Origin of the sequence: Thauera aminoaromatica (assembly GCF_000021765.1) — a bacterium.
Classification (GTDB): domain Bacteria; phylum Pseudomonadota; class Gammaproteobacteria; order Burkholderiales; family Rhodocyclaceae; genus Thauera; species Thauera aminoaromatica.
The window spans coordinates 74497-98121 of the sequence record NC_011662.2 but is presented as its reverse complement, the minus strand read 5'-3'; the positions used below and the strand labels follow the sequence as shown (position 1 = coordinate 98121).

Here is a 23625-nt window from a genome sequence, read left to right as displayed (position 1 = left end):
GGCGGCGGACAGTTGGGGGCCGCGGTGCGCGGCCTGGGGCAGGGCCTGGGACTGGTTCGGGCGCTGCGTTCAGCGCGGGTTACGGAGCGGCTCGGGCAATTTCAGCATGCCCGCATCGCTGAAGCGGGTGCCGCCGAGCAGCCCGCCGGCGAGCCGCCCGCGCAGGGTGTAGGGCACCTCGGTCTTCGGTTCGCCTTCGATGACGCCGAGCGCCTGGCGCACCACCGCGATCGCCGAGACCGACACCGGGATCTCGACGAGCGCCTCGCCGAAGCGCGGCACGCTGCCCTTGCGGTCGCTGACGCCGGTGGCGAAGGGCTTGCCGTCGAGGTCGAGTTCGAGGGCGAGGCCGTCGAAATCGATCGCCGCCTCGTTGGGGTTCTGCACGCGCAGCTTCACTGCGAAGCGCATCTCCATGCCCGCGCCCGGCAGGGGTTCGAGCCCCACGACGTTGATGCGTACCGGCTCGCGCTGGATCAGGCTGGCGCAGCCGGCGAGCAGCACCGATGCGAGCACGGCGAGCAGGCTGCGGGTGAAGGACGAGGCAGACGGGCGGACAGCAAGGGACATGGTGCCGACTCCGGGCAAGGGCGCGCGCTCTGCGGCCACGGTGGGCGAGTGTGGCATTCATTCTAACCGCGCCGTGCAAGGAAGCTGGCGCAGTCGATCGGCGTGGGACAAAGCGTCTCCGCCTTTTGAATTCGACCCGCATTGGGGCTATGGTGAAAGCATCGGTGGTGACTGCGGTGCCGGTCGGTTGTGCGCCGGTGCTCGTCCCCCCGGTTGTCCGCGCAGCCTTCTTCCCTGGAGTCGAGCATGGTTCCCGCCCCGCGCGCGCATCCTGGCGTCGCGCCCGCGTGTTTCGCCCTCGTGCCGGCCGCGGCGACAGCAGGCGCGGTGTTGGCTCGCTATGGCGAGCTGGCGCTCGTCGAGGTCGAACGTGTGCCGGTCACGGCCTGGGCGAGCTGGACGGATCTCGATCCGATCCGGGTCCATGGCGTGCCCCGCATTCTTCCGTCCGGATGCTTCGAACCGGGAGCGGGGCCGCGCTGCATCCTGCGCTTCGCCGGCCCGGTATTGCCAGCCTGGCGCGAGACGCTCGCCACGCTGGGCTGGACGCCACGCTTCGACTGTCCGCCCAGCGGCCTGTGTGCGGACGTCGGTGGCGATCTTGTCGCCCTGCGTGCCGCGCTTCCTGCCTTGCGCGCGATCGCTCCCTACGCGGCGGAGGACTGCGCGCGCGCGGGCGCGGGCGGGGTGGCGGCCTTGCCGGACACCGTCGATGCGGTGGCCTTCAGCGTGGAAGACCGCGTCCGCCTCGAAGGCGAGCTCACCGCCGCCGGCCTGCAGGTGGTCGCGAGCAGCCCCTACAAGCTGCGGGTGAGCGGCGATGCGGGTGCGGTCGGCCGGCTGCGCGACGCGGTCGGGGTGAAGATTGCCGATCCGGGCACCCTGCCGCGCACGGCCTCGCTGTCCTTGCGGCTCGCGATCGGTGCGACCGCCCTGCCGGAGAGCGCGGGCGGCGCGACTGGCGCGCAGGGCGGCGAGGGCGAATTGATCGCGTTCGCCGATACCGGCCTGGGAACCGGTGCGACCGATGCGCCGCATCCCGATTTCGCCGGGCGGGTGCAGGCGATCCATAGCTGGCCGCTCGCGCCCGGATGGTCGGCCTTCGTGCGCGCTCCGGGCGCGGACGACGGTGGCGCCGATCGTGGCAGCGGCCATGGCACCCATGTGGCGGGGCTGGCTGCGGGCGACGGCGGCTTGAGCGCCGGCAGGCTGGTGGGCGTGGCGCCGGGTGCGCGCATCCTCATGCAGGCGATCGAGCAGTACGTCGACCCGCTGCCGGAATGGCGCAGCCGGCTGCAGCCCGGCTTCTACCTCGCCGGGCGGCCGCTCGACCTGCGCGAGCTGCTCGAACAGGCGCGCGCCGCCGGTGCGGCGATCCACGTCGACGCCTGGGGCGTGGAGGCTGCGGGCGCCTATACCGACGACAGTTGGGAGTGCGACCATTTCCTTCACGCCCATGCCGAGATGCTGGTGATCGTCGCCGCCGGCAACGCCGGCCGCGACCGCAACCGCGACGGGGCCGTCGATGCCGGCACGCTGTACGCGCCGGCAAGCGCGAAAAGCGTTCTTGCCGTCGGTGCCACCGAGGGACCGGATGCCGGCATCGGCCTGCGCGGCGGGTGGGCGGCGCTCGATCCCGCTGGCACGCGCTTTCCCGATCCGGCACAGCGCGGCGCGTCCGTCTCGGGCGACGCCGAGCGGCTCGCGCTGCTGTCGAGCTGCGGTCCCACGCTGGACGGCCGCATCAAGCCCGACCTGTGTGCGCCCGGCACCAACCTCGCCGCCGCGCGCAGCACGGCGAGTTCGGCACGGGGCTGGGGCCTGGCCAATCCGCTGCCCTGGTACCAGTACCTCGGCGGCACCTCGATGTCGACCGGGGTGGTCGCGGGTGCGGCGGCGGTGCTGCGCCAGCGCTGGCGGCAGGTGCTCGGCGAGGCGCCGGGCGGCGCCGCGCTCAAGGCGCTGCTGATCCACGGCGCACGGGCGGTGCATCGGCGCGACGGACAGGGCGAGGAGGACCGCCAGCGCGCGGGCTTCGGTCGCCTGTGGCTGGTCGGCAGCCTGCCCGGTCCCGACGGGCCGGTGCTGATCGAGGACCGCGTCGGTGTGGTGACCGGCGAGCGCCGCCGCATCGACTGCACGGGGCCGGGACGGCTGCGCGCGGTGCTGTGCTGGTACGACGCGCCGGGCGAGGCCCTGATCAACGACCTCGACCTGGTGCTGCGCGATGCCGGCGGCAGCGTGCTTGCCTGGGGCAACCACCCGGCCGGCGCGGTCGGCAGTCCGGACCGGCGCAACACCGTCGAATGCATCGACGTGGCGCTCGGCGAGGGCGAGTGGATGCTGGAGGTGCGCGGCGTGAATGTGCCGCTCGGGCCGCAGCCGTGGGCGCTGGCGACGAGTCCCGGCGTCGTCGTGCGGGCCACCCCCGCGGCGCCGGGGACGCCGACGGTGCCCGCGGATCCGCTGCCCGCGCCGCGTTGGCGGGTCGACCTGCCGTGGACGGCGGTGCGCGGCGTGGGGGCCAGACGCGCGATCGAACTCGAGCGCACGCTGCCCGGCGGGCTCGCCGCACTATGCGCCGGTGTCCCGGACGAGGATGCGCTGGCCTTCCTGCCCGCGGCCTTGCGCGCGCAGATCCGCAGCCTGGCTGCCTTCCTCGGTGCGCCGCCACCCGCCGCGGCGCGGCTCGCGCTGGCGCATCCGCTCCACGCCCTGCTCTCCGGCGCGCCCGAGACCGTCTCCACCGTCGCATGGCAGGCCCTGGCCGCCGCGCTCTCTCCCTTGCTCGAAGCGCTCGACCGCAACGTCGCCCGCGAGGTCCGCGGCGAGCGCTTGTTCCGATGAACCACTCACAAGGAGTGCATCATGGCTGACAACACCGAAAAACCGGGCAAGGGCAAGCCGACCCGGACCCAGGCCGGCGCGACGTCGCCGGCTACCGCGCTGCCCGAGGGCAGCATCCTCTCGGCGGGTGCGCTGATGCCCGGTGCGGTTGGCGGCGCGCTCGCCCTCGGGGCCGACGTCTCCGGCGAACTCGCCGAGCTCGCGCCCAGCTTCGGCGATATCCTGGCCTCGATCGGCCGCGGGGTCGCCGATTCGCAGACCGCCCTCGATCGTGGCCTGGTCGACACCGCGACCACCCTGTCGCAGTCCAACATCACGGTGGTCACCGACGTCGTGCAGGAGTTGAACGACGACGGCCTCCCGGTCCCCAGCGCGACCCAGCTCGTGACCCAGAACGTGTCGCTGATCAACTTCGTCCGTCCCACCGCGCATCAGTGGAGCCACGTCGCGCTGCGCATGGACATGACCGTCGGTGCGGTCGACAACGAGCGCGGCATCAGCGTCAACAGCAAGACCAAGAGCGCGCGGGCGACCAATGTCGGCCTCTTCTTCGGCTTCCTGGGCATCGGCGTGTCGTCGTTCAAGGAGAAATCGACCTTCCGTTCCGAGGAGTCGGACTTCGAATCGAACTGGGCGGAGGGGCGCGTGCTGATGGACGCCCTGCTGCAGCCGCGCAACGTCGACGGATTCGACCCGCCGGCCGAGGTCTCCATCGGACCGCAGATCTTCATGGCGCTGGGCAGCGTGCAGGAGACGCTGAACTCGGGCGTCGTCACCGCGCGCTCCACCGACATCGTGATCACGGTGCGCAAGGCCAATGGCGCGGTGAATCCGACCGTGACGATCGACGTCGATCCCGGCCCCTTCGACCTGTCCTTCGCGACCGCCGACGGCTTCACCGGCAACACCACGAACGCGGCCGGGCAGTGCCGGATCACGCTGTCGCGCAACATCCCCAGCCCGCTCTTCCAGCGCCGCGTGCGCGGCACGGTGACCGCCACGCTGGGCCAGATCGAACGCAGCACGACGGTGTCGCTCTGAGCGCCGCCCGCCACAGGAGAAACCATCATGCCTGATCTACTTCCTCCCCTTGCCCGAGCGCTGGCCGAGGACGCCAACGTCTCCGACGAACTGCGCGGTGCCGGCATCGCCTTCGGCACGCTGGTCGAACGCACCGGCGCGGCCGTGGCCGCGACCCAGCTGCAGCTCGACACCTCGAGCGCGGCGACGGCCTCGGCGCTGGCCGCCACGCTGGTCAACGTGATCGCGGTGCGCGAGCAGGTGTTCCGCGACGACGGCACGCTCGACCATGTCACCAACCACGTGCGCCCGCTGCCGCTGATCAGCTTCATCGATCCGGTGTTCTACCAATGGACCAGCGTGCGCCTGCAGGGCGAGTTCTACGCGCGCGAGTTCGCCGCGTCCTCGGAGACCACGAGCGCGTACTCGGGCTCGAATTTCGGGCTCTTCGGCAGCGGCGTGTCGATGTTCTTCGGCCCCGGCATGGTCACCAGCGGGAGCGGATCCGGGTCGAGCACCACCACGACCGACGTGTCCACCGACGTCTCGCTCGGCCGCATCCGCGCCAGTGCGCTGCTCGAGCCGCGCGACGACGTCGGCATCCCCAAGCCCAACCAGGTGATCCGCGGGCCGCGCCTCGCGCTCATCCAGGGCGAGATCGCCGACGTCATGGATGGCGGCGATCTGGTCGGACGCACCATGAGCGTGCTGCTGCAGTACAGTCGCCGCAATGGCGCGCCGATCGCCGGCAAGGCGCTGTCGGTCGAGAGCTCCGGCGTGCCCTGGCGGCATCTCGGCAGCGGCGTCACCGATGCCGCGGGGCAGCTCCAGATCGAGCTGAGGCGTGACTTCCTCGACGAGGACGCCGACACGGCGCCGGCCAGCTTCGTGATCACCGCGCGCATCGGCCTGGTGAGCAACTCGGTCACCGTCACCTTCTGAACGGTCCGGCGTGGGGGCGGGAAGGCCCGCCTCCGCGCCGGCGGGAGAACGCATGGACAAGGCGAACGTCAGTGCCGGCGAACTGGCCGGCCAGCAGGCCGTCGAGCTGGGCGAACTGCTCGCGCGCACCGTAGTCTCGGTCGCCGCGGCGCAGGAGGCGCTCGACCGCCACGCCACCGATCGCCTCGACGCGATCGAGCGCGGCGACGAGGACGCCCCCCGGGTGCCGCCGCTGTGGTACACCTTCACCGAGGTGACGCTCGAGGTGGCGCTCTCCGCATCGGTCGAGCGCGCCAGCGGGAGCGTCCCGCCGCGCCTCATGTCGCGCCCGGTGGATCCGCGCCAGGTCAGCCTGTACGGCTACCAGGCCGCGAGCAGCCTGATGGTGCGGCTGCGGCTGGCGCCGCGCCAGGGCATGCCCGACGTCTCGCCGCCACCCGCCTGAATCGCCCGCCCTTCCCCTCACGAACTCGTCGCCCCGCCATGCCCATCGATCCCAAGGACCTCCGCACCGCTGCCGGCTCGCTGCTCGACCCCCGGCTCGTGGACACGATGAACCTGAAGCCCGTCGGCACGTCCAGCCTGGTGAATCTGGAGGGCAGGCTGGGCGTCTTCACCCCGGTGGCGGAGGACGGCAGCGGCGCCGACAACACCGAGGCGGTGATCGCGGCGCTGCGCAAGGAGCTCGTCCGCCTCGAGAGCGAGAACGCCGCGCTGCGCCGCCAGCTCGCCGAGGTCGAGGCGGCGCGCAAGCGCAGCCCGGACGACTTCGCCAGCGCGGTCGCCCACACCCTGGACACCCTGCAGCACAAGCTGACGCAGACCACCAACCCGGTGAGCCGCTTCGCGGTGCGCGAGGTGGCGATCGACGCCCAGGTGACGGTGGACGTGTCGCCGCTGGGCACCCTCGAGTACCGCTTCGTGCGCCCCGAGGACGACATCGATCCGTCCAAGCTGTCGCGCATCCGGCTCGACCTCGTGCCCCTGCCGCGCGAGGACGCGGGCCTGAGCGCCAGCCCGGAGTTCAGCCCGTGGGCGGGCGTGGAAGACATCGTCGGGGTCGGCGAGACCTGGCGCGGCGCGCTCAACCGCCAGCAGATCTTCACCATCGCCGACCTGCTGGTGGCCGGGTCGCGGCTCAAGTCGAGCGCCGAACTGGCCGCGCTGGTGGGGGTGGATCGGCAGCGCCTGGCCGAGTGGATGGGTCATGCGGAGCTGCTCTCGGTGCGCACGATCGAGCCGCGCGCGGCCGACGTGCTGTGGACGGTCGGCATCCGCTCGCTGGAGACGCTCGCCGGCGCGGCGGCGGTGGAGGTCGTCGAGAAATACAACGCCGAGGTCGCCCGCCGCGCACACAAGAGCCTCGCCCCGATCAACGCGGCGCAGGCCGCCTCCTGGATCGAGGCCGCGAAGAAGTACCACGGCCGGCCGCGCGAGGGCGGCTGAAGCTGCCTCAGGCGCGTACGAGCCAGTCGAGCAGGCCGTCCATCAGCGCGTGGGTCGCGGCGAAGTGCCCGTCGGCGTGGCCGAGGATCGTCGCCTCGTCCTGGATCCAGCGTCCCGGCACCAGCTCGCCGCGGCAGTTGTCGACGATCGCGCGCAGGCTGGATGCGGTCATCTCGAGGTGGAACTGCAGGCCGATCGTACGCCCGCCGAGCTGGAAGGCCTGGTGGCGGCACGCCGGGCTCGACGCGAGCAGGCGCGCGCCCGCGGGCAGATCGAAGGTCTCGCCGTGCCAGTGCAGCACGGTGGTGCGCGCGGGGAAGGGGAAGCGCGATGCGGTGTCTGCAGCGTCGGGTTCCGCTCCGCTGGCGGCGACCTCGAACCAGCCGATCTCCTTGTCCGCGTTGCGATAGACGCGGGCGCCGTGCGCGCTGGCGATCAGCTGCGCGCCGAGGCAGATGCCGAGCACCGGCCGGCCGAGCGCGACCACTTCCGCGATGAAGCGCTTCTCGGCGACCAGCCAGGGCAATTCCGCCTCGTCATTGACGCTCATCGGCCCGCCCATCACCACCAGCAGATCGATCGCGGCCGGGTCGGGCAGCACCGGCGATTCCCAGAAGCGGGTCGAGCCGATGTCCGCACCGCGCGCGGCGAGCCAGTCGCCGATGTGACCGGGGCCTTCGAAGGGAACGTGCTGCAGGATGTGGGCTTTCATGGCGTCCTGGGGTGGCGAGATGGAACGGGTGGCCTATTCTAGAAGCGCGAGCCGGGCTGGCGCAGGAATTCGGCCTCCTCCGGGCTTGTCTCGCGCCCGAGCGCGGCGTTGCGGTGCGGGAAGCGGCCGAAGCGCTCGATGATCTCGAGGTGGCGGCGGGCGTAGTCGAGGTAGCCGGCGAAGGCCGTGCGCAGCGCGGGCTCGACCGCGATGGCGAGCGTATCGAACCGACGCACCGCCTCGCGCTGGTCGGCGAGGTTTTCGGAGTGCTCCAGCGGCAGGTACAGGAAGACGCGCTCGATCGGGCGCAGCCCGGCGTCGAGGCCGCGCGCGAGCGCCTCCTTCGCCCAGCGCAGCGCGAGCACGTCGAAGGCGAAGGCCGCGGCTTCGCCGCGCCAGATGTTGCGCGGGAACTGGTCGGTCAGCAGCACCAGCGCCAGGCGCCCGCGCAGCCCGCCCAGCCAGGTGTCGAGCTCCCCGCCCGCGGCGCGGCCCACCAGCGGGGCGAAGCGTGCGCGGATCTCCGCGTCGACCGCGGGCTGTTTCCTCCACCATAGCGCCGACTGGCGCTCGATGATGGCGGCCTCTGCGTCCGCATCGGCCGCGGGGCCGAACCAGAAGGCGTGGATCGTGGCGGGCGTGTCCATGCGGGGCTCCGGGCGGCCGATCGGGGTGGGGCAAGCATAGCCCAGCCCGCTGCGATGCGGGAGCGTCGGGCGCGAGGGCGATCGCTCCAACGGAATGGTCCGCTCCCACGTGGCAGGCGATGAGCGCCTGCAGCGCCTTCATGCAATCGCCCTGCTCCAGACGCCTGGTTCGCACCCCGTCCGCGCGGGTGGCGCAATAATGCCGCCATGCCCAGCGACACCGCCTCCCCCGCCCCGCTCTCCGCCCTGCGTGGCCTGCTCCCCTTCCTGCGCCCCTACCGCGCACGGGTGGTGCTCGCCTTCGTGTTCTTGTGCCTGGGCTCGGCGGCCATCCTGGTGGTGCCGCTGGCCTTTCGCGACCTGATCGACGCGGGCTTCGGCGGCGTGTCCGGCGGTGGTGCCGCGACGGGCGGGGCGGCGGACGGCGGCGGGCTGTTTGGCGCGCAGGGGCTGGACGGACGTTTCGTCGCGCTGTTCGGCCTCGCAGTGTTCTGGGCGGCGGCGGTGGCCGCGCGCTACTACACGGTGTCGTGGATCGGCGAGCGCGTCACCGCCGACCTGCGCAGCGCGGTGTATGCGCGCGTGCTGCGCCAGTCGCCGCAGTACTTCGAGACCCTGCAGACCGGCGAGGTGCTGTCGCGGCTCACCGGCGACACGACGCTGGTGCAGACGGTGGTGGGCAGCTCGATCTCGCTGGGGCTGCGCAGCCTCTTCCAGTTCGTCGGCGGCATGTTGATGCTGGCGGTGACCAGCGTGCAGCTCTTCGGGCTCATCTTCGGGCTCATGGCCCTGCTCGCGCTGCCCATCACGCTGATCGGCCGGCGCGTGCGCAGCCTCTCGCGCGAGGCGCAGGACCGCATCGCCGACGCCTCGGCGCTCGCCGGCGAGATCCTCGCGGCCATGCCCACGGTGCAGGCCTTCGGGCAGGAGGACAACGAGGCCGCGCGTTTCGCCGCCCGCGCCGAGACCAGCTTCGCCGCCGCGGTGCGGCGCACCCGGGTGCGCGCGGCGCTCACCGGGCTGATCATCGCCGCGGTGATGGGCACGATCATCTTCGTGCTGTGGATCGGCGCGCGCCAGGTGCAGGCCGGCGCGCTGTCGGTGGGCGATCTCGGCGCCTTCGTGATCTACGCCGCGCTGGTCGCGGGCGGCGCCGGCACGCTTGCCGAGGTGTGGGGCGACGTGATGCGCGCCGCGGGAGCGAGCGGGCGGCTGCTGGAGCTGCTGCAGGCAGAGCCGGTGATCCGGGATGCAGAGGCGGCGGAGGGCGTAGCGGAGGCGGCCGGAGGTGGCGGTTCGCGACGGGCGCCGCGCCTGCATGAGAACCCGCGCAGCACGCGCCCTGCGGGCGCGGCGCCCGCCGCGAACCCCGCACCCGATTCCCCCACCAAGGCCCCTGCCACCCACCCCGCGATCGAACTCGCCGACGTCGTCTTCCGCTACCCTGCCCGCCCCGCCGTAGCGGCGCTCGACGGCATCGACCTGCGCATCGCAGCGGGGGAAAAAGTGGCGCTGGTCGGCCCCTCGGGCGCCGGCAAGACCAGCCTGTTCCAGCTCCTGCTGCGCTTCTACGAGGCCGGCGAGGGCTGCATCCGCATCGACGGCCACGACATCCGCGCGCTGCCGCTGCGCAGCCTGCGTGCGCGCATTGCCATCGTGCCCCAGGACCCGGTGATCTTCTCCGCGAGCGCGCTCGACAACATCCGCTACGGTCGCCCCGACGCAGGCGACGCCGAGGTGATCGCCGCCGCGCGCGCCGCGGCCGCCGACGAGTTCATCGCCCGCCTGCCCGAGGGCTACGCCACTTTCCTCGGTGAGCGCGGCACGCGGCTGTCGGGCGGCCAGCGCCAGCGCATCGCGATTGCGCGCGCGATCCTCAAGGGCGCCCCCATCCTGCTGCTCGACGAGGCCACCAGCGCGCTCGACGCCGAAGCCGAGGTCCTCGTGCAGCAAGGCCTGGCCGCCGCGATGCAGGGCCGCACCACGCTGATCATCGCCCACCGCCTCGCGACGGTGCAGAAGGTGGATCGCATCGTGGTGATGGACGCGGGGCGCATCGTCGAGACCGGCACCCCGGCCGACCTGCGCCGCCAGGGCGGGCTGTATGCGCGGTTGGCGGCGCTGCAGCTGGAGGGCTGACCGGAGCCTCCCGCAGCGCAGGCGCGGACCCGGTGCGCTGCAATCGCGACTCGCGTCGCTCCCACGGAAAACCGCCGCGCTTCGGGGAGCCTTGTGGGAGCGACGCAAGTCGCGATCGGGCAGCGGAATACCGCTTCGCTCCGGGGAGCCCCGTAGGAGCGACGCGAGTCGCGATCGGGCGGCCCTGTGGCGCAGGCGCGGATCCGTTGCGCCCTGCGGCGGGCACGCACGCGCTGACGCTCCCGGATGGCGCCGGCGCTTCACGGCAGCGTGCGTTCGCGCAGGTAGCGCGGAAAGCGCGGCAGGCCGGCGGGGGTGAGCTCGCGGTAGCGGTAGGTGACGAGGGCGCCGAGCGCGGGCGGGTTGGCGCGCAGCGCGTCGCTGAGGCCGCTGCCGATGCGGAAGCGCCGCCCGTCCGCGCGCTCGACCTGCAGCGCACCCACCCTGCCCTGCAGCCTGCCTTTGCCCGGCAGGTAGCCCACCACGCGCGCCTCGGCGTCGAGCCAGGGGGTGAGCTTGCGCAGGGCCTCGCTGCGGCCGGGCTGCCAGAGGGCGTCGGCGCGATGCAGCATGAGGCCTTCGCCGCCACTTGCGAGGACCTCGCCGAGCAGGCGCTGCAAGGCGGCACGGTCGGGTACGCGCTGCTGCGGGATCGCCTGCACCCAGGGCGCATCGGCGGCCTCGGCCAGGCTGCGCAGACGCGCCAGCCGGGTGTCGAAGTCGCCGGCGGCGCCGGGCAATTCGAAGAGCATGTAGCGCACCTCGCGCCACAGCGGGTCTGCGGGATCCTCGCGGCGCAGCAGGCCGGAGAGCTCGTCGAAGCGGCGGCGGCCGAGCCAGAGCTCGCCGTCGAGGGCGACCGGCGGCAGCGCGGCGAGGAACCAGGCCGGCGCCGGCAACGCGCGCCCGCTGCGGAAACGCAGCACGCTGCCGTCCCACGACGCGCGCACGCCGTCGAGCTTCTCGCTCACCCACCAGCCCGCGGGGTCGATCGCGGGGTCGTAGCGCAGGGCGAGCATGGCTGCGGGCGCGTCTGCGGGCTCCGCGGTCTGTGCGACCGCGCCGGCCGGCAGCAGGGCGAGGGCCAGGATCAGGCTGCGGATGCACCTGCCCGGCCTGCGCAGGGCCGGTGCGGGAATGCGGGTGGGCGGTCTCACGGGCGAACCCTCCAGTCCGAGCACGGGTGTGGGCGCCTCTTCGCCCGTGCCGCGCCAACGCGGACAAGGCTTGCGGGCAAGCCCCTCGCGGGGCGGCGGCCTGTGCCCTCGATGCTCGCCTCGAGCATCGTCGGCATGCGAGGCCGGAAAATGACAAAGGGATTATAGCTACGGTGCGTGGGCGCCGCCAGGCGGAAGTTCAAGCGCCGGCGGCGGTGCCCGCAGGCATGCGCTGCGGGCGGAACTGGCGGGTGTCGCGGTAGTAGCCGGCGGACTCGCTGGCCGGCGTCACGCCGGGGATGCCCAGCAGTGGCAGCGGGCCGAGGCTGCGCGGGCTGAAGTCGCCGATCGTGGCGGCGAGCCGGGCAGCGAGCCAGGCATCGGTCTCGGCGCGCGCCGCGGCCGCGGGCAGTGCGAGCCAGGCCGGATCGACCACGCGGTGGATGGCCTTGGCGCACAGGCCGGGGAAGGGCGCGCGCAGCTGGTCCCAGCTGCCGTGGCCGAAGACGAGGAAGCGGGTGCTGTGCTGCAGGGCCTCGCGCCGGTTCCAGAACACCTCTTCCCACGCGTGCGCGGCGAGCAGGGCGGGGACCTGCGGGTCGGCGGACACCACGACGATGCCGCACTCGTCGAACTGGGTCAGCGCGTCGCGCCGCGGCCCGCGTCCGGCGAGGCCGGCGGCATCGCGTGCGCGCAGCTCGTCGAGGTGGAGGCGGTTGCAGCAGGCCTTGGTGCGCGGCCAGGCGCACCAGGCGAGCGCGTTGAAGAAGTCGTGCCAGTCGGCCTCGCGGGTGGGGACCTCGCCGGTGGCGAAGATGCGCGCCTCGTAGCCGGCCTCGTCGTCGCCCGGCGCGGCGAAGCGGATCGGCGCGCCGCCACCGCTGCGCGCCGCGGGCGCGGCCTCGGCGAGCAGGGCGTCGAGCGCGGCGCGCGAGGGCAGCCCGGGTGTGGTGAAGCGGGCCAGCCACGGCGCGATCGGCTCGAACAGCCGGCGCTCGGCGAAGGCGGCGGGGATGGCGAGGGCGTCGTTCATCTGTGGAATTGTGCCGGCTCGCGGGCGGTGCAGCCAGGGTGCGTGCCGCGGTCGGGGTTTCGAGCCTTTGGCAGGGGCGAGGCAGGTCGCGATTGCCGCGCCATTCGCAGGAGACGACGTGTCGCGTCGCGTGAGCGCTCAAATCGCGACTTGTGTCGCTCCTGTGCCAAACCCTTGGAAGTCGCCCGGGACTCCGGATCATCCGCCTCAGCGCATCTCGAACAGCTCCTGGTGGAAGCGCTCGGCGGGCAGGCCGCGGGCGGCGAGGGTGTCGCGCAGCATCGCGCCGAAGCCGGCCGGGCCGCAGAACCACACGCCGGCCTGCTTCCAGTCGGGCACGCTGCGACAGATGCCGTCGGCGTCGAGGCGGCCGTCACGTGGCGAGACCAGCACGTGCAGCTGCACCCGCGCCCGCGCGGCGAGTTCGCGCAGGCGGGCGATGAAGCCTTCGTCGGGGGCGCTGGTGCTGTAGAAGAGGTCGATCGCCGCCGCACGCCCACCCGGCCTGTCTTCCTGCGCACGCGCCTGCATGCGGGCGACGAAGGGGGTGATGCCGATGCCGCCGGCGACCCAGATCTGCCGAGCTTGGGCGCCGCCGAAGTCGAAGCGGCCGTAGGGGCCTTCGACGCGCACCGGGTCACCCAGCTTCAGCGTCGCCGGCAGGCTGCGGGTGTAGTCGCCGAGCGGCTTGATCATGAAATCCATGCGGCCGTCGCCGCCCCAGGCGGAGGAGATCGTGAAGGGGTGCGGACCCTCGCGCTCGTCGAAGGTGACGAAGGCGAACTGTCCGGCCTGGTGTCCCGGCCAAGGCGTGTCGAGGCGCAGGCCGACCTCGAGCACCTGGTTGGCGGGGTGCCGCACCACGCGCTCGATGCGGCCGTGCGCACGGCGCCCGCGGCCGATGCGGCCGGCGAGCGAGCGCAGCGCGGCCCAGCTGCCGGCGGCCATCAGCATGCCCATGACCATGCCGAGCGGCTGCGTCCAGTAGGCGAAGGGCAGCAGCACCACGCCATGCACGACCAGTGCGAGGTACACCGCCGCCATCACGCGGTGGGTCTGTACGAAGCGGCGGTAGGGGAAGCGCTTGATCAGCGCGATCGCGGCGAGCACGGCGAAGAGGTAGAAGGCCCACTCGCCGATGGTCTCGGCGAGGCCGCGCTGCTCCTGGAAGAAGCGGAAGAGCTCGACGGTCTGCTCGGGGCGCGGGCCGCGCGCGGGTTTCTGCAGCCAGCCCCAGCCGACCGCCCACTTGGTGCCCTTGGCCCACAGCCAGTGCACCACGCCGACCGACAGGCCGGCGATGCCCAGCCACTTGTGCAGCCGGTAGGCCTTGTCCATGCCGCCGAGCAGCGGCTCGAGCGCGGCCGGGCGCAGGGCGAGGATCATCGCGATGCTCATCGCGCCCATGGCGAGCACGCCGGTGTAGTTGACCGCGAGCGTGCGCAGCGCGAAGTAGGTGTCGCCCTGGACCAGCAGTGGATCGGCCCACCACCACAGCAGGCTGAGGGTGGCGAGGACGAGGAGGAGTGCGAGTTTGATGTTCTTCATGATGGCTCCCTTCGAGCGGAATGCGGCCGCCATGAGGCAGCGGATCCCATGCGGGAAATTGTGCGCCACAGCATGTGTCCGCCTTGTACCGGCTTGTAGCCCGCGCGGGCGCCTGCGGCTGGTCAGCGTGGCGGCGCGCCTATAGACTCGCGGGCGAACCTCGACCGGCCGCCGTTTGCGGCCACCGCACGGCACCCCGAACATGTTCCAGCACTCCGCCCCCTCCCCCGCCTGGCTCCAGCACGACATGGAGCGGGTCGACGCGATCATCCGCGCGCACATGAACAACGACGTGGCGCTGATCCGCCAGGTCGTCGAGTTCATCCTGCACGGTGCCGAGCGCCGGCGGCCGGCGCTGGTTCTGGCGAGCGCGCGCGCCCTCGGTCACGGCGGCGAGCGCCCGCACGCGCTGGCGGCGGCGGTGGAGCTGATCCACATCTCGCTCGCGCTGCACGACGACGTCACCGAGGCGAGCGGCGGCGCGGCCGACGGCGAGCGCGAGGGAGCGCTGTTCGGCAACGCCGGCAACATCCTGCTCGGCGACCTGCTCTACACCAGCGCCTTCCGCATGATCGTGGACCTCGGCGACATGGAGGTGATGCGGGTGCTGTCCGATGCGACCAACGTGATCGCCGAGGGTGAGGTGGCGTACCGCGAGTTGCTCGCCGCGCCGGCGTCCCGTACGCCGGAGGCCTGGCTGGACATCGCGCGCCGGCGGCGCGCAAAGCTCTTCGAGGCGGGCGCGGAGTGCATGGCGATCGTGCACGGCGCCGATCCGGCCGCGCGTTCGGCGCTGGCGCGCTTCGGCCTGCATGTGGGCAGCGCGCATGCGCTGCGCAGCGAGGCGGAGGACGCGGCGCGCTTCGGCGTCGCCGACGCGCAGGCGCGTGCGCAGGCGGAGATCGAGGCGGCGCGGGCGGTCGCCGACGGGCTGGCGCTGGCGAACGCCGCCGCGTTGGGCGTGGTGGTCGAGGGTTGAGCGCGGGATCCCTGCCCAAGGCCTCGCGTTGACATGGGTTCGATCGCCTGCGGATGGCTTGTCGCGGGCTGTCTGCGGGAGCGACGCAAGTCGCGATTACGGCGGTCGCGATTCGACGACGCCCGTCGCCACCACATCGTCCGGATCGCGACTTGCGTCGCTCCTACACGGACCAGCGCGGTCTCTCGAGCTTTCGCAGGCGCGACGTAAGTCGCGATTACGGCAGTCGCGATTCGACGACGCCCGTCGCCACCGCATCGTCCGGATCGCGACTTGCGTCGCTCCTACACGGACCAGCACGGTCTCTCGAGCGTTTGTAGGAGCGACGCAAGTCGCGATTGTGGCGGGTAGGCTCGGACTCCGGCTGTCGTCACCGTGCCATCAGGCCGCCCGGCACTCGTTGGCCAGCGGCTTGTGCGTGCGGCCGTCGAGCAGCAGGCCCTTCCACGGCAGGTCGATCCAGACCAGGCCGCTGGCGCCGTCCTCGAAGCGTGGCAGGCCGGAATACGACAGGTCGCGCTCGAGCTGGTACTGGCTGCCGTTCCAGCCGAGCTGGATACGGTTGTTCACCGCGTTGGCGAGCTCGCGGCGGATCTGCAGGCGTTCGCCGCGCTCGCAGCGGTATTCGCCGCTGGGGAGGGCGAACTCGAACTGGCCGGTCTGCTGGGTCACGCCCGGGGCGACCTCGGTTTTCTGCGGGAGCAGGCCGCATGCGCCCGTCGCGAGGGCGGCGACGAAGAGGAGTGCGCCCGAGGCCGCACGCACGGGCTTCTTCATGCTTCGCATCGAACCGGCTCCAAAGGAAAGACTCCGACCACGAAGCCGGGGAAGGGGCGGCGCCCGGTGGCCGTAGCCATCACTTCACCTCCAGCAGGCTGTCGTCCCACTTGTCGTGCTTGTGCAGGCCGAGCAGGTTGGCCACCGTGGCGGCGATGTTCGACAGGCCGGCGGTCTCGAGCGGCTTCAGGCCGAGTTTGCCGCCGCTGACGTTGTCGTAGAGGATCAGCGGCACCGGGTTGAGCGTGTGCGCGGTCTTGGCCTTGTAGCTGCCGTCCTTGTTCTGCGCCGGCTGCCTGGTCTTCTTGTCGAGCTCGAACATCTCGTCGGCATTGCCGTGGTCGGCGGTGATCAGCGCCACCCCGCCGGCGGCGTCGATCGCCGGCAGCAGGCGCGCGAGCGCCAGGTCCACCGCCTCGATCGCCATGGTCGCGGCGCGGAAGTTGCCGGTGTGGCCGACCATGTCCCCGTTGGCGTAGTTGCAGCGCAGCACCTTGAACCGGCCGGACTGCAGCGCGGCGATCATCGCGTCGGTGATCTCGGCTGCCTTCATCCACGGGCGCTGCTCGAAGGGCACGACGTCGCTGGGGACTTCCTGCCAGGTTTCGCCGTCGAACTTGTTCGAGCGGTTGCCGTTCCAGAAGTAGGTGACGTGGCCGAACTTCTGCGTCTCGGAGCAGGCGAACTGGGCGAGGCCGGACTTGCTGAACCACTCGCTGGAGGTGTCCTTGATCGCCGGCGGGGCAACCAGGAAACGCTTGGGCAGTTGCAGGTCGCCGTCGTACTGCAGCATGCCGGCGTAGGTCGTGCGCGGATGGCGCACGCGGTCGAATGCGGTGAAGTGCTCTTCGACGAAGGCGCGCGTGATCTCGATCGCGCGGTCGCCACGGAAGTTGTAGAACACGACCGCATCGCCGTCCTCGATGGTGCCGATCGGCCTGCCATCCTCGGCAACGATGAACTCGGGCAGGTCCTGGTCGATGGTGCCGGGGTGCTTCTCGCGCAGGCCGTGCACCGCGTCGGTGGCGCTGGCGAACTGCGGGCCTTCGCCCAGCACGTGGGTGCGCCAGCCGCGTGCCACCATCGGCCAGTTGGCGTCGTAGCGGTCCATGGTGATGGTCTGGCGGCCGCCGCCGGAGGCGATGCGGGCGTCGAAGCCGGCAGTGCTGATGTCCTTCAGGAAGGCCTCGAAGGGCACGACGTAGTCGAGCGCGCTGGTCTCGGGCACGTCGCGGCCGTCGAGCAGGGCGTGGATGCGTACCGTGGGCACGCCCTCCTCCTTCGCGCGCAGCACCATCGCCTTGAGATGGTCGATGTGGCTGTGCACGTTGCCGTCGGAGAACAGGCCGATGAAGTGGAGCACCCCTGCTTTTCCGTTGGCTCCCGTCTTGGCGCCGGCGACGATCTGCTGCCAGGCCTCGCCCTGCCAGATCGCGCCTTCGGCGATCGCGTTGGCGACCAGTGCCGCGCCCTGCGCATACACCTGGCCGGCGCCGATGGCGTTGTGGCCGACCTCGGAGTTGCCCATGTCGTCGTCCGACGGCATGCCCACCGCGGTGCCGTGGGCGCGCAGCACGATGTTGGGGTACTGGGCGAACAGGCGGTCGAGCGTGGGCTTGCGCGCGGCGTCGATGGCGCTGCCGACCTCGTGCCTGGGAATGCCGTAGCCGTCCATCACGATGACGACGACAGGGCCCTGGACGCCGGCGAAGGCGGGGAATTTCTGCAGCATGGTCGCTTCCTGAAGGAGAAATCCGGGGCCGGCGGGGCAGCGGGGCTGCGGACCGGCCAAAACCATATTTTCCGTCAAATCCGCAGCGGATTTTCATGCGCGTTGTTTATCGGCCCAATGACTTCTTTCCGCGCACCTCCCGCGCCGAGACCGCATGCGGCGCGATCGGGATCCGCAAGGCTCAGGCTTCGGGCTGGCGGCGCTGCTCGGCCTCGAGCCACAGCGCGCGGCCGAAGGCCTTCCAGACCGGTCCGCCATGGCTCTCGATGCCGACGCCGGCGCTCTCTTCCATCGTGCGCAGCATCAGGCTGGCGAGGCCGAAGAGCGTCACCTTCGCCCCCAGCTCGTGGTCGTCCGGGCTGGCCGCGGCCTCGCGGATCCTGTCCTGGGAGTGGTCCAGCGCCTCGCGCGCGAGCGCCCTCACCTGGGCCTCGTCGGACCAGTCGATGCCGAGCGCGACGCCCATGTGCTCGATCTCGTCCTCGATCTTGCGGGTGGCTTCCTGATAGTTCTCGAATCCTGCCATGACCTCTCCTGGGGCGTGTCCGGTGGATGGGCGGTGGCGGCGTGCCGGCGCCTTGCTCAAACGCGCAGCAGCACCACCTTCAGCGGCGGGTTGTCGTCGCGGCTGGGAAAGTCCGCCTCGGGGCTGATCCATTCGGCCTCACGCACCGCACGGCCCGCCTTGCGGGCGCTGCGCTCGAGCTGCTCGAGCCAGTCCTCGCGATCCACGCGGGCGACGTTATTGCAGCAGATCAGGGTGCCGCCCTCTTCCGTGGCGAGCAGCGCGGGCTTGAACAGCGCGGCGTAGTCGTGCACCAGGTCGACCACGCCGAAGGGGCTCTTGGCGTAGCGCGGGGGATCGAGGAAGACGAGGTCGAAGCGGTGCGGCGCGAGCTCGGGGAAGGGCGGCAGGTGCTTGCCGCGCACCATCTTCGGCTGACCGATGCCGGCGTACTGGCGCAGCGCGGCGAAGGCGTCGGACTTGATGAAGCGCACCCGGATCGGCAGCTCGTTGAGGCGTGCGTTGTCCTTGCCGACCGCGAGGGCGGACTCGGCGAAGTCCACATTCACCACGTGGCGCGCGCCGGCCTTGGCCGCGGCGATGCCGACGCCGCAGGTGTACGCGAACACGTTGAGCAGGGACTTGCCCGCGGCCTCCTGCATGACGCGGCGGCGCGCGGCGCGCAGGTCGAGGAACAGCCAGGGGTCCTGCCCGCCATGGCGGGCCTGGAAGCGGTAGCGCACGCCGAGTTCGGAAAACTCCGAAGGCTGCTCGGCGAGGGCCTGTTGTTCGGGCGGAAGGGGATTGGCGACGCGCGAGTTCTTGCCGCTGCGGTCGTTCCACACCAGCGCCAGGCCGGGCAGGGCGGCGGCGTAGAAGGCCTCGAGCTCGGCCAGCTGCTCGGCGCTGAGCGGGCGATGGAAGGTCTGCGCCAGCAGCACGCTGCCGTAGCGGTCGACCGTGAGGCCGGGCGCGCCCTCGACGGTGCCGTGGAAGAGGCGCCAGGCGTCGGTGTCTTCGGCAGCCAGCTGGGCGATCAGCGGGGCTCGGGCGGCAAGCGCGGCCGCGAGCAGGTCGGTGAGGGTGGAGGACATGGCGGGTTCCTGCGCGGGGCGCGCCAGTATGCCCGAAGCGCGCCGGCCCGGGCTGGCGCCTGTCCTGCCCCGCGGGCAGTGCGACCAGCGGGCGTCGTCACGCGTAAACAAAAACCTTACACCCACGGAAATGCCTTTCTATTCGGACGGTCCATCGTCCCATAAGATTTGTGCACTGCAAGAGGCGTGCAACCAGGCTCACCGGCGCGCGGCCTTCGACGAAATTCACAGGAGTTCTCACCATGCAAGCCCCCAAAATTCTGCCCTGGGTTGCCCGCAAGGCCGGCATCAGTGAAGGTGATGCCCTCGATGCCTGGCGACGCGCCTTGGTCGATGCGGCCGCGTACGTCGGCGTGCGCAGCGGCGCGACCTTCGATCGCGTTGCGGTCGATCGCTTCGTCGCCCTCGCCCATGCCCGCGCTTCCGTCCTGTCGGCACGCGCCGCGCGCCCGGCGCCCAGCGTGACCCGGCGGTGGCCGCCGGGCGCGGTCGCGCAACGCTGCGCCGCCTGAGCTGCAAGCGCGTGGCGTGGTGCCACGCGACCGCCTGCAAATCCTTTCTGGTCTCCCTCCTCCACTTCAATGTGGTTCATGCCCGCAGCTTGCGGGCATTTTTTTGGTTTCTTCCCGGCGGATCATGCGTCGGGCGCCCGCTCGACCGAGTTCATGATGCGCTTGAGCGCGGGATCGTCGGTGGCCACGCAGGTCCGGGTGGCGTCCTCGAAGCAGTCGATGAACAACTGCCCCGCCGCGCTCAGCGTGTCGTTGCGGCGGACGATGATGGCGGTGTGCATTTCGGGCAGCGGGTTGCGGATCGGCAGGGCCTGCACGCGCCCGCGCAGCAGCGGGGTCTCGAGCAGGGGCCAGGGGCAGATGGTGAGCATGTTGCCGACCTCGAGCATGCTGATGGCGACCAGCGCCGAGCGCGCGTAATGCACACGGTGCGGCGGCGGCGCGATGCCGTGGGGGGCGAGCAGGTTGACCAGCGGCTCGTCCTGGCCGGCGCCGAGCATCGTCAGCACCCAGTCCTGGTCGACGAGCTCCTCGAGCGAAGTGGCGCTGGCAAAGGGATGGCCGAGGCGGCCGACGACAGCCAGATCGCAGCGGAACAGCTCGCGCGTGTAGAAGATCGACGCCTCCTGGCGTGGTGGCGGGATCGCGATCACCAGGTCGAGGGTGCCGTCGCGCAGCAGCGGATGGACCGTGCCCACCGCCTCGGTGACGTCCAGGTGCACGTCCGGGCGCAGGGCGTGGAAGCGGGCCAGGGCGTGGGGCAGGATGGACTGCGCGACCCAGGGCGTGACCCCGATCGTCAGCGAGCCACCGGTTGCGCCGCGGATCTGTGCGATCTCGGCTTCGGCGCGGCTGACCTGGCCAAGGATCAGGCGGGCGTGGATGAGGAACTGTCGTCCGGCGTAGCTCAGCACCGCGCCGTGCGACTCGCGCGTGAACAGCGGCGTCCCCATCGCCGTCTCGAGTTCGCGCAGGGCCTGGCTGACGGCGGCAGCCGAGACCCCGAGTGCCGTTGCGGCCGCGCGCACGCTGCCCTTGTCGGCCACGGCGAGGAAATAGCGCAACTGGTTGATTTTCATCGGTGCTGGCGGTCCGGCTACGGGCTGAAGCCGGTCAGGATGGCGGCTGGCGTGGGATCAGCCGGCGCATCGGGTTGCCGAAGAGCGTGCGGAAGCGCGCGCTGTGCAGGCAGATGCCGCCCACCAGACCGACGACGCAGCCGAGCAGGGTGTCGGTGAAGCGCGACGCGATCAGCTCGGCGAGCGGCGCGTGGCCCAGGGTGGCGGCCTCGGCGAGCAGGATGGTGAGCGGGGTGATGAAGATCACCGCGAGGCCGTAGTGGCGCACCACCAGGCTCTCGATCACGAAGACGAGCAGGATCACCAGCAGCGCGATCCGCCACGCGTCGAGCGGCAGGCTCAGCAGCCACCAGGCGAAGAGCATGCCGATGGCGGTGCCGAGCACGCGCTGGAGCTGGCGGTTCCACACCGCGCGCAGCGACACGCCCTGGATCACCGCCAGGCAGCTCACCGGCACCCAGTAGGGGCGGTCGAGCTGCAGCGCCTGGGCGATCGCCAGCGCCAGGCCGACGAAGGCGCCGATCACCACCGAATCGAAGACGACGAAGTCGAAGGTCGGCGGCTGCAGCGGCGGCACCGCATCGGCCGGCTGCAGGCGCAGGACCTGGAGGCTGTAGACGAAGGCGATCAGGCTCGCGAGCAGGGCGCCCATGGTGAACAGGCCCACGCGCAGCGGGATCTCCTCCACCGTGCCGGGCGTGTAGGCGCCGATCGCCGCCGCCATGACGAAGAACAGGCTGCCCGGGGGGCCGACGCGATAGAAGCGGCACACCATGGTCACCAGCATCGCGATCAACGCCAGCACGCCCACCTTGGCCAGCGGCAGGAAATGCGTCATCAGCCCGAGCGCATAGCTCGCCGCCATGCCGAAGGCGCAGGCCATCAGCCACACCATGCGGTGCGACATCGGCGTGTTGGGGAGGTAGAGGAGCGCGAGCCCGCCGATCGAAGAGATCAGTCCGTATTCGAGATGGCCGAACCATGCCCCCACCATCAGCGGCAGGCCGGAGGCCAACGCGGCGGCGAAGGCCAGTTGCCAGCGCCGGGTGCTGGGGGTGAACGCGGTGAGGTGGTGCCACTCGGCGCGCAGCAGGTCTGCGACGCGTTGCAGGGGGGAGCGGGTCGTCATGCGGTTCTCACGGTCGAGGGCTCGATGCAGTGCTCGCGTGGGGGCGGCCTGCACCATGGGCTTCAGAACGGCGCCGGGCTGTCGAACACCATCGGCACGCGCGTGTGTGGATGCATGAAGGCGATGCGGGCGGCGTGCAGGTGCATGCGGCCGAAGCGGGCGGCGGACTCGGGCGGAGCATAGAGCGGATCGCCGAAGATGGGGTGGCCGAGGCAGAGCAGATGCACGCGCAGCTGGTGCGCGCGCCCGGTGACCGGCTTGAGCTCCAGGCGGCTGCAGGCGTCGGCGCCCGCCCCTTGGCGATCGAGCACGCGATAGCGCGTGAGCGCGCGCCGGCCGCGCAGCGCATCGACGATCTGGCGGGGCCGGTTGTCCGCATCCTCGGCCAGCGGCAGGTCGATCTCGCCGTCGTCCTGGGCGAGATGGCCGTGCACCACGGCCACGTACTGCTTGCCGACGATGCGCTGCTCGAAGGCGAGGCTCATGCGCCGCAGCATCTCCGCGCCGCGCGCGAACAGCACCAGGCCGGAGGTGGCGGCGTCGAGCCGATGCACGATGCGGGCGTCGGCCCAGCGCGCCTGGATCCGCGCCGCCAGACAATCCTGCCGGCCTTCCCCGCCCGCGGGGACGGAGAGCAGGCCGGCAGGCTTGTCGACGACGAGGAGGCACTCGTCGACGTGGAGGGCGGGGATCGAGGGATGGATTTCGGGCCGCATGGGGATGTTTTCAGGCGAGGTGTGCTGACGGGGCCGCGCTTCCTTTGCCCGGGATGGGCGGTGTCGGCAATCTTTACACGCCTGTGGGCCCGATACGCGTCCGACTTTTCCGACAAGCCCGCAAGTTTCTGTTATCAAGGGCAAATTCGGCATTTTTGCAAGGCTGGCACGGATCTCGCTTCGGTCGAGACGGCTCGGCGTCGCCGAGATTGATTGAGAGACGGACATGAAAACAAGGACACGGACGAGTTGCAAGGCCGGCGTGCTGGCGCTGGCTCTGGCGCTGAGCGCCGGCGGCGCCTCGGCGGCGCAGATCTACTGGACGGACTGGACCGGAAGCGACCTGGATCCGGGTGTCGGCTTCAAGGGCGTGGGCACGATCACGACGTCGAATTCGACGGTCTCCGTGACCTACACGAACCCGCAGGGGATCAGCTTCTACGAGACGGGCGGGGGCACCTACTATTACAGCAACGGCACGGATGGCCCGACCGGCACCTCGCCGTTCACGAGTACTGCGGTCGACAACCGGCCGGCCACGACCGACATCGTTGCACTGAACCGCGCAGGCCTGCAGACGCTGAGCTTCTCGCAGGCGATCGCGAATCCGGTGTTCGCCTATGTGAGCCTCAACGGCAACGGCTACGGCTTCGACCAGGACTTCGACATCCTCAGCTTCGGCGATTCCAGTGACGGCAACGCCTGCGGCTACTGGGGATGCGGAACCTCGTACAAGCAGATGGTGACGGTCAACGGCAAGACCGAGTACCAGTTGCTGGGCACGGGCGAACCGCACGGCACGCTGCAGTTCAAGGGCACGTTCGACACCGTGAACTGGCGCAGCCTCAGCGACGAAAACTGGAACGGCTTCACGGTGGGCGTGCAGGGGACCGCGGTCGAGTTTTGCGACGCGAACCCGACGGCACCCGGCTGCACGCCGAACGGCGTACCGGAGCCCGCCTCGCTCGCGCTGCTCGGCCTGGGGCTCGCCGGGCTTGGTGTAGCGCGCAGGCGCAGGGCTTGAGGCGGGGGGCGCGATCC

The 23625-nt window shown here is 71.5% G+C and carries 22 protein-coding genes; 9 read left to right on the top strand and 13 right to left on the bottom strand.

Translation table 11 applies throughout. The annotated features are described in order from the left end of the window. Positions 1–69 precede the first annotated feature (69 nt). Positions 70–570 carry an LEA type 2 family protein gene (locus TMZ1T_RS00385; RefSeq protein WP_004302870.1) on the bottom strand — a complete coding sequence of 167 codons (501 nt, stop codon included), beginning with the start codon at positions 568–570 and terminating at the stop codon, positions 70–72. Between the two features lie 246 nt (positions 571–816). Here TMZ1T_RS00385 and TMZ1T_RS00380 point away from each other — a divergent pair, with 246 nt between their 5' ends. From TMZ1T_RS00380 to TMZ1T_RS00360, 5 genes are read left to right on the top strand one after another with little or no spacing between them, the layout of a single operon-like run. Then, positions 817–3417: a S8 family serine peptidase gene (locus TMZ1T_RS00380; RefSeq protein WP_012584234.1), complete on the top strand. Its 2601-nt coding sequence runs from the start codon at positions 817–819 to the stop codon at positions 3415–3417. Between the two features lie 21 nt (positions 3418–3438). Next, entirely contained in the window at positions 3439–4458 is a 1020-nt protein-coding gene (locus TMZ1T_RS00375) for a hypothetical protein (protein WP_012584233.1), read from the top strand. A gap of 27 nt (positions 4459–4485) precedes the next feature. Next, on the top strand, positions 4486–5379 hold the full coding sequence (locus TMZ1T_RS00370; RefSeq protein ID WP_012584232.1) for a hypothetical protein: 894 nt from the start codon (positions 4486–4488) through the stop codon (positions 5377–5379). A gap of 52 nt (positions 5380–5431) precedes the next feature. Further along, on the top strand, positions 5432–5824 hold the full coding sequence (locus TMZ1T_RS00365) for a hypothetical protein (protein WP_012584231.1): 393 nt from the start codon (positions 5432–5434) through the stop codon (positions 5822–5824). 38 nt (positions 5825–5862) lie between these two features. After that, entirely contained in the window at positions 5863–6825 is a 963-nt protein-coding gene (locus tag TMZ1T_RS00360; RefSeq protein ID WP_012584230.1) for a DUF4332 domain-containing protein, read from the top strand. A gap of 7 nt (positions 6826–6832) precedes the next feature. Here TMZ1T_RS00360 and TMZ1T_RS00355 read toward each other — a convergent pair whose 3' ends face one another. Next, the gene (locus TMZ1T_RS00355) at positions 6833–7537 is read right to left on the bottom strand and encodes a type 1 glutamine amidotransferase (protein WP_004302859.1); all 705 of its coding nucleotides are present in this window, start codon (positions 7535–7537) and stop codon (positions 6833–6835) included. Positions 7538–7575: 38 nt separating this feature from the next. After that, positions 7576–8184 carry a DUF924 family protein gene (locus tag TMZ1T_RS00350; protein WP_004302857.1) on the bottom strand — a complete coding sequence of 203 codons (609 nt, stop codon included), beginning with the start codon at positions 8182–8184 and terminating at the stop codon, positions 7576–7578. Between the two features lie 207 nt (positions 8185–8391). Here TMZ1T_RS00350 and TMZ1T_RS00345 point away from each other — a divergent pair, with 207 nt between their 5' ends. Then, a complete protein-coding gene (locus tag TMZ1T_RS00345) occupies positions 8392–10323 on the top strand; it encodes an ABC transporter transmembrane domain-containing protein (RefSeq protein WP_012584229.1) in 1932 nt (643 codons plus the stop codon). A 260-nt stretch (positions 10324–10583) separates the two neighbouring features. Here TMZ1T_RS00345 and TMZ1T_RS00340 read toward each other — a convergent pair whose 3' ends face one another. The 3 genes from TMZ1T_RS00340 to TMZ1T_RS00330 all read right to left on the bottom strand — a co-directional run bounded on the left by TMZ1T_RS00340 (position 10584) and on the right by TMZ1T_RS00330 (position 14061). Beyond that, complete coding sequence (locus tag TMZ1T_RS00340) at positions 10584–11480, bottom strand: DNA ligase (RefSeq protein ID WP_012584228.1); 897 nt, start codon at positions 11478–11480, stop codon at positions 10584–10586. Between the two features lie 199 nt (positions 11481–11679). After that, a complete protein-coding gene (locus tag TMZ1T_RS00335; RefSeq protein WP_012584227.1) occupies positions 11680–12513 on the bottom strand; it encodes a DUF3025 domain-containing protein in 834 nt (277 codons plus the stop codon). A gap of 207 nt (positions 12514–12720) precedes the next feature. Beyond that, positions 12721–14061 carry a ferredoxin reductase family protein gene (locus tag TMZ1T_RS00330; protein ID WP_012584226.1) on the bottom strand — a complete coding sequence of 447 codons (1341 nt, stop codon included), beginning with the start codon at positions 14059–14061 and terminating at the stop codon, positions 12721–12723. Positions 14062–14263: 202 nt separating this feature from the next. Here TMZ1T_RS00330 and TMZ1T_RS00325 point away from each other — a divergent pair, with 202 nt between their 5' ends. Then, the gene (locus tag TMZ1T_RS00325; protein ID WP_004312786.1) at positions 14264–15040 is read left to right on the top strand and encodes a polyprenyl synthetase family protein; all 777 of its coding nucleotides are present in this window, start codon (positions 14264–14266) and stop codon (positions 15038–15040) included. Between the two features lie 381 nt (positions 15041–15421). Here TMZ1T_RS00325 and TMZ1T_RS00320 read toward each other — a convergent pair whose 3' ends face one another. The 4 genes from TMZ1T_RS00320 to TMZ1T_RS00305 form a co-directional block, all read right to left on the bottom strand. Further along, on the bottom strand, positions 15422–15817 hold the full coding sequence (locus tag TMZ1T_RS00320; protein ID WP_004312784.1) for a hypothetical protein: 396 nt from the start codon (positions 15815–15817) through the stop codon (positions 15422–15424). A 79-nt stretch (positions 15818–15896) separates the two neighbouring features. Beyond that, entirely contained in the window at positions 15897–17549 is a 1653-nt protein-coding gene (gpmI, locus tag TMZ1T_RS00315; protein WP_012584224.1) for a 2,3-bisphosphoglycerate-independent phosphoglycerate mutase, read from the bottom strand. Between the two features lie 181 nt (positions 17550–17730). After that, complete coding sequence (locus tag TMZ1T_RS00310) at positions 17731–18075, bottom strand: hypothetical protein (RefSeq protein WP_004312780.1); 345 nt, start codon at positions 18073–18075, stop codon at positions 17731–17733. Between the two features lie 56 nt (positions 18076–18131). Further along, positions 18132–19148 (bottom strand): class I SAM-dependent rRNA methyltransferase, encoded by a 1017-nt coding sequence (locus TMZ1T_RS00305; protein ID WP_012584223.1) that lies wholly within the window; start codon positions 19146–19148, stop codon positions 18132–18134. 242 nt (positions 19149–19390) lie between these two features. Here TMZ1T_RS00305 and TMZ1T_RS00300 point away from each other — a divergent pair, with 242 nt between their 5' ends. Then, positions 19391–19660 carry a hypothetical protein gene (locus TMZ1T_RS00300; protein WP_004312777.1) on the top strand — a complete coding sequence of 90 codons (270 nt, stop codon included), beginning with the start codon at positions 19391–19393 and terminating at the stop codon, positions 19658–19660. Between the two features lie 122 nt (positions 19661–19782). Here TMZ1T_RS00300 and TMZ1T_RS00295 read toward each other — a convergent pair whose 3' ends face one another. The 3 genes from TMZ1T_RS00295 to TMZ1T_RS00285 all read right to left on the bottom strand — a co-directional run bounded on the left by TMZ1T_RS00295 (position 19783) and on the right by TMZ1T_RS00285 (position 22584). Continuing rightward, positions 19783–20739, bottom strand: a complete 957-nt coding sequence (locus TMZ1T_RS00295; RefSeq protein ID WP_012584222.1) for a LysR family transcriptional regulator — start codon at positions 20737–20739, stop codon at positions 19783–19785. A 34-nt stretch (positions 20740–20773) separates the two neighbouring features. After that, the gene (locus TMZ1T_RS00290; protein ID WP_012584221.1) at positions 20774–21868 is read right to left on the bottom strand and encodes an FUSC family protein; all 1095 of its coding nucleotides are present in this window, start codon (positions 21866–21868) and stop codon (positions 20774–20776) included. Between the two features lie 62 nt (positions 21869–21930). Then, entirely contained in the window at positions 21931–22584 is a 654-nt protein-coding gene (locus TMZ1T_RS00285; RefSeq protein ID WP_004312771.1) for an RluA family pseudouridine synthase, read from the bottom strand. Between the two features lie 226 nt (positions 22585–22810). Here TMZ1T_RS00285 and TMZ1T_RS00280 point away from each other — a divergent pair, with 226 nt between their 5' ends. After that, positions 22811–23608 (top strand): PEP-CTERM sorting domain-containing protein, encoded by a 798-nt coding sequence (locus TMZ1T_RS00280; protein WP_012584220.1) that lies wholly within the window; start codon positions 22811–22813, stop codon positions 23606–23608. Positions 23609–23625: the final 17 nt, after the last annotated feature.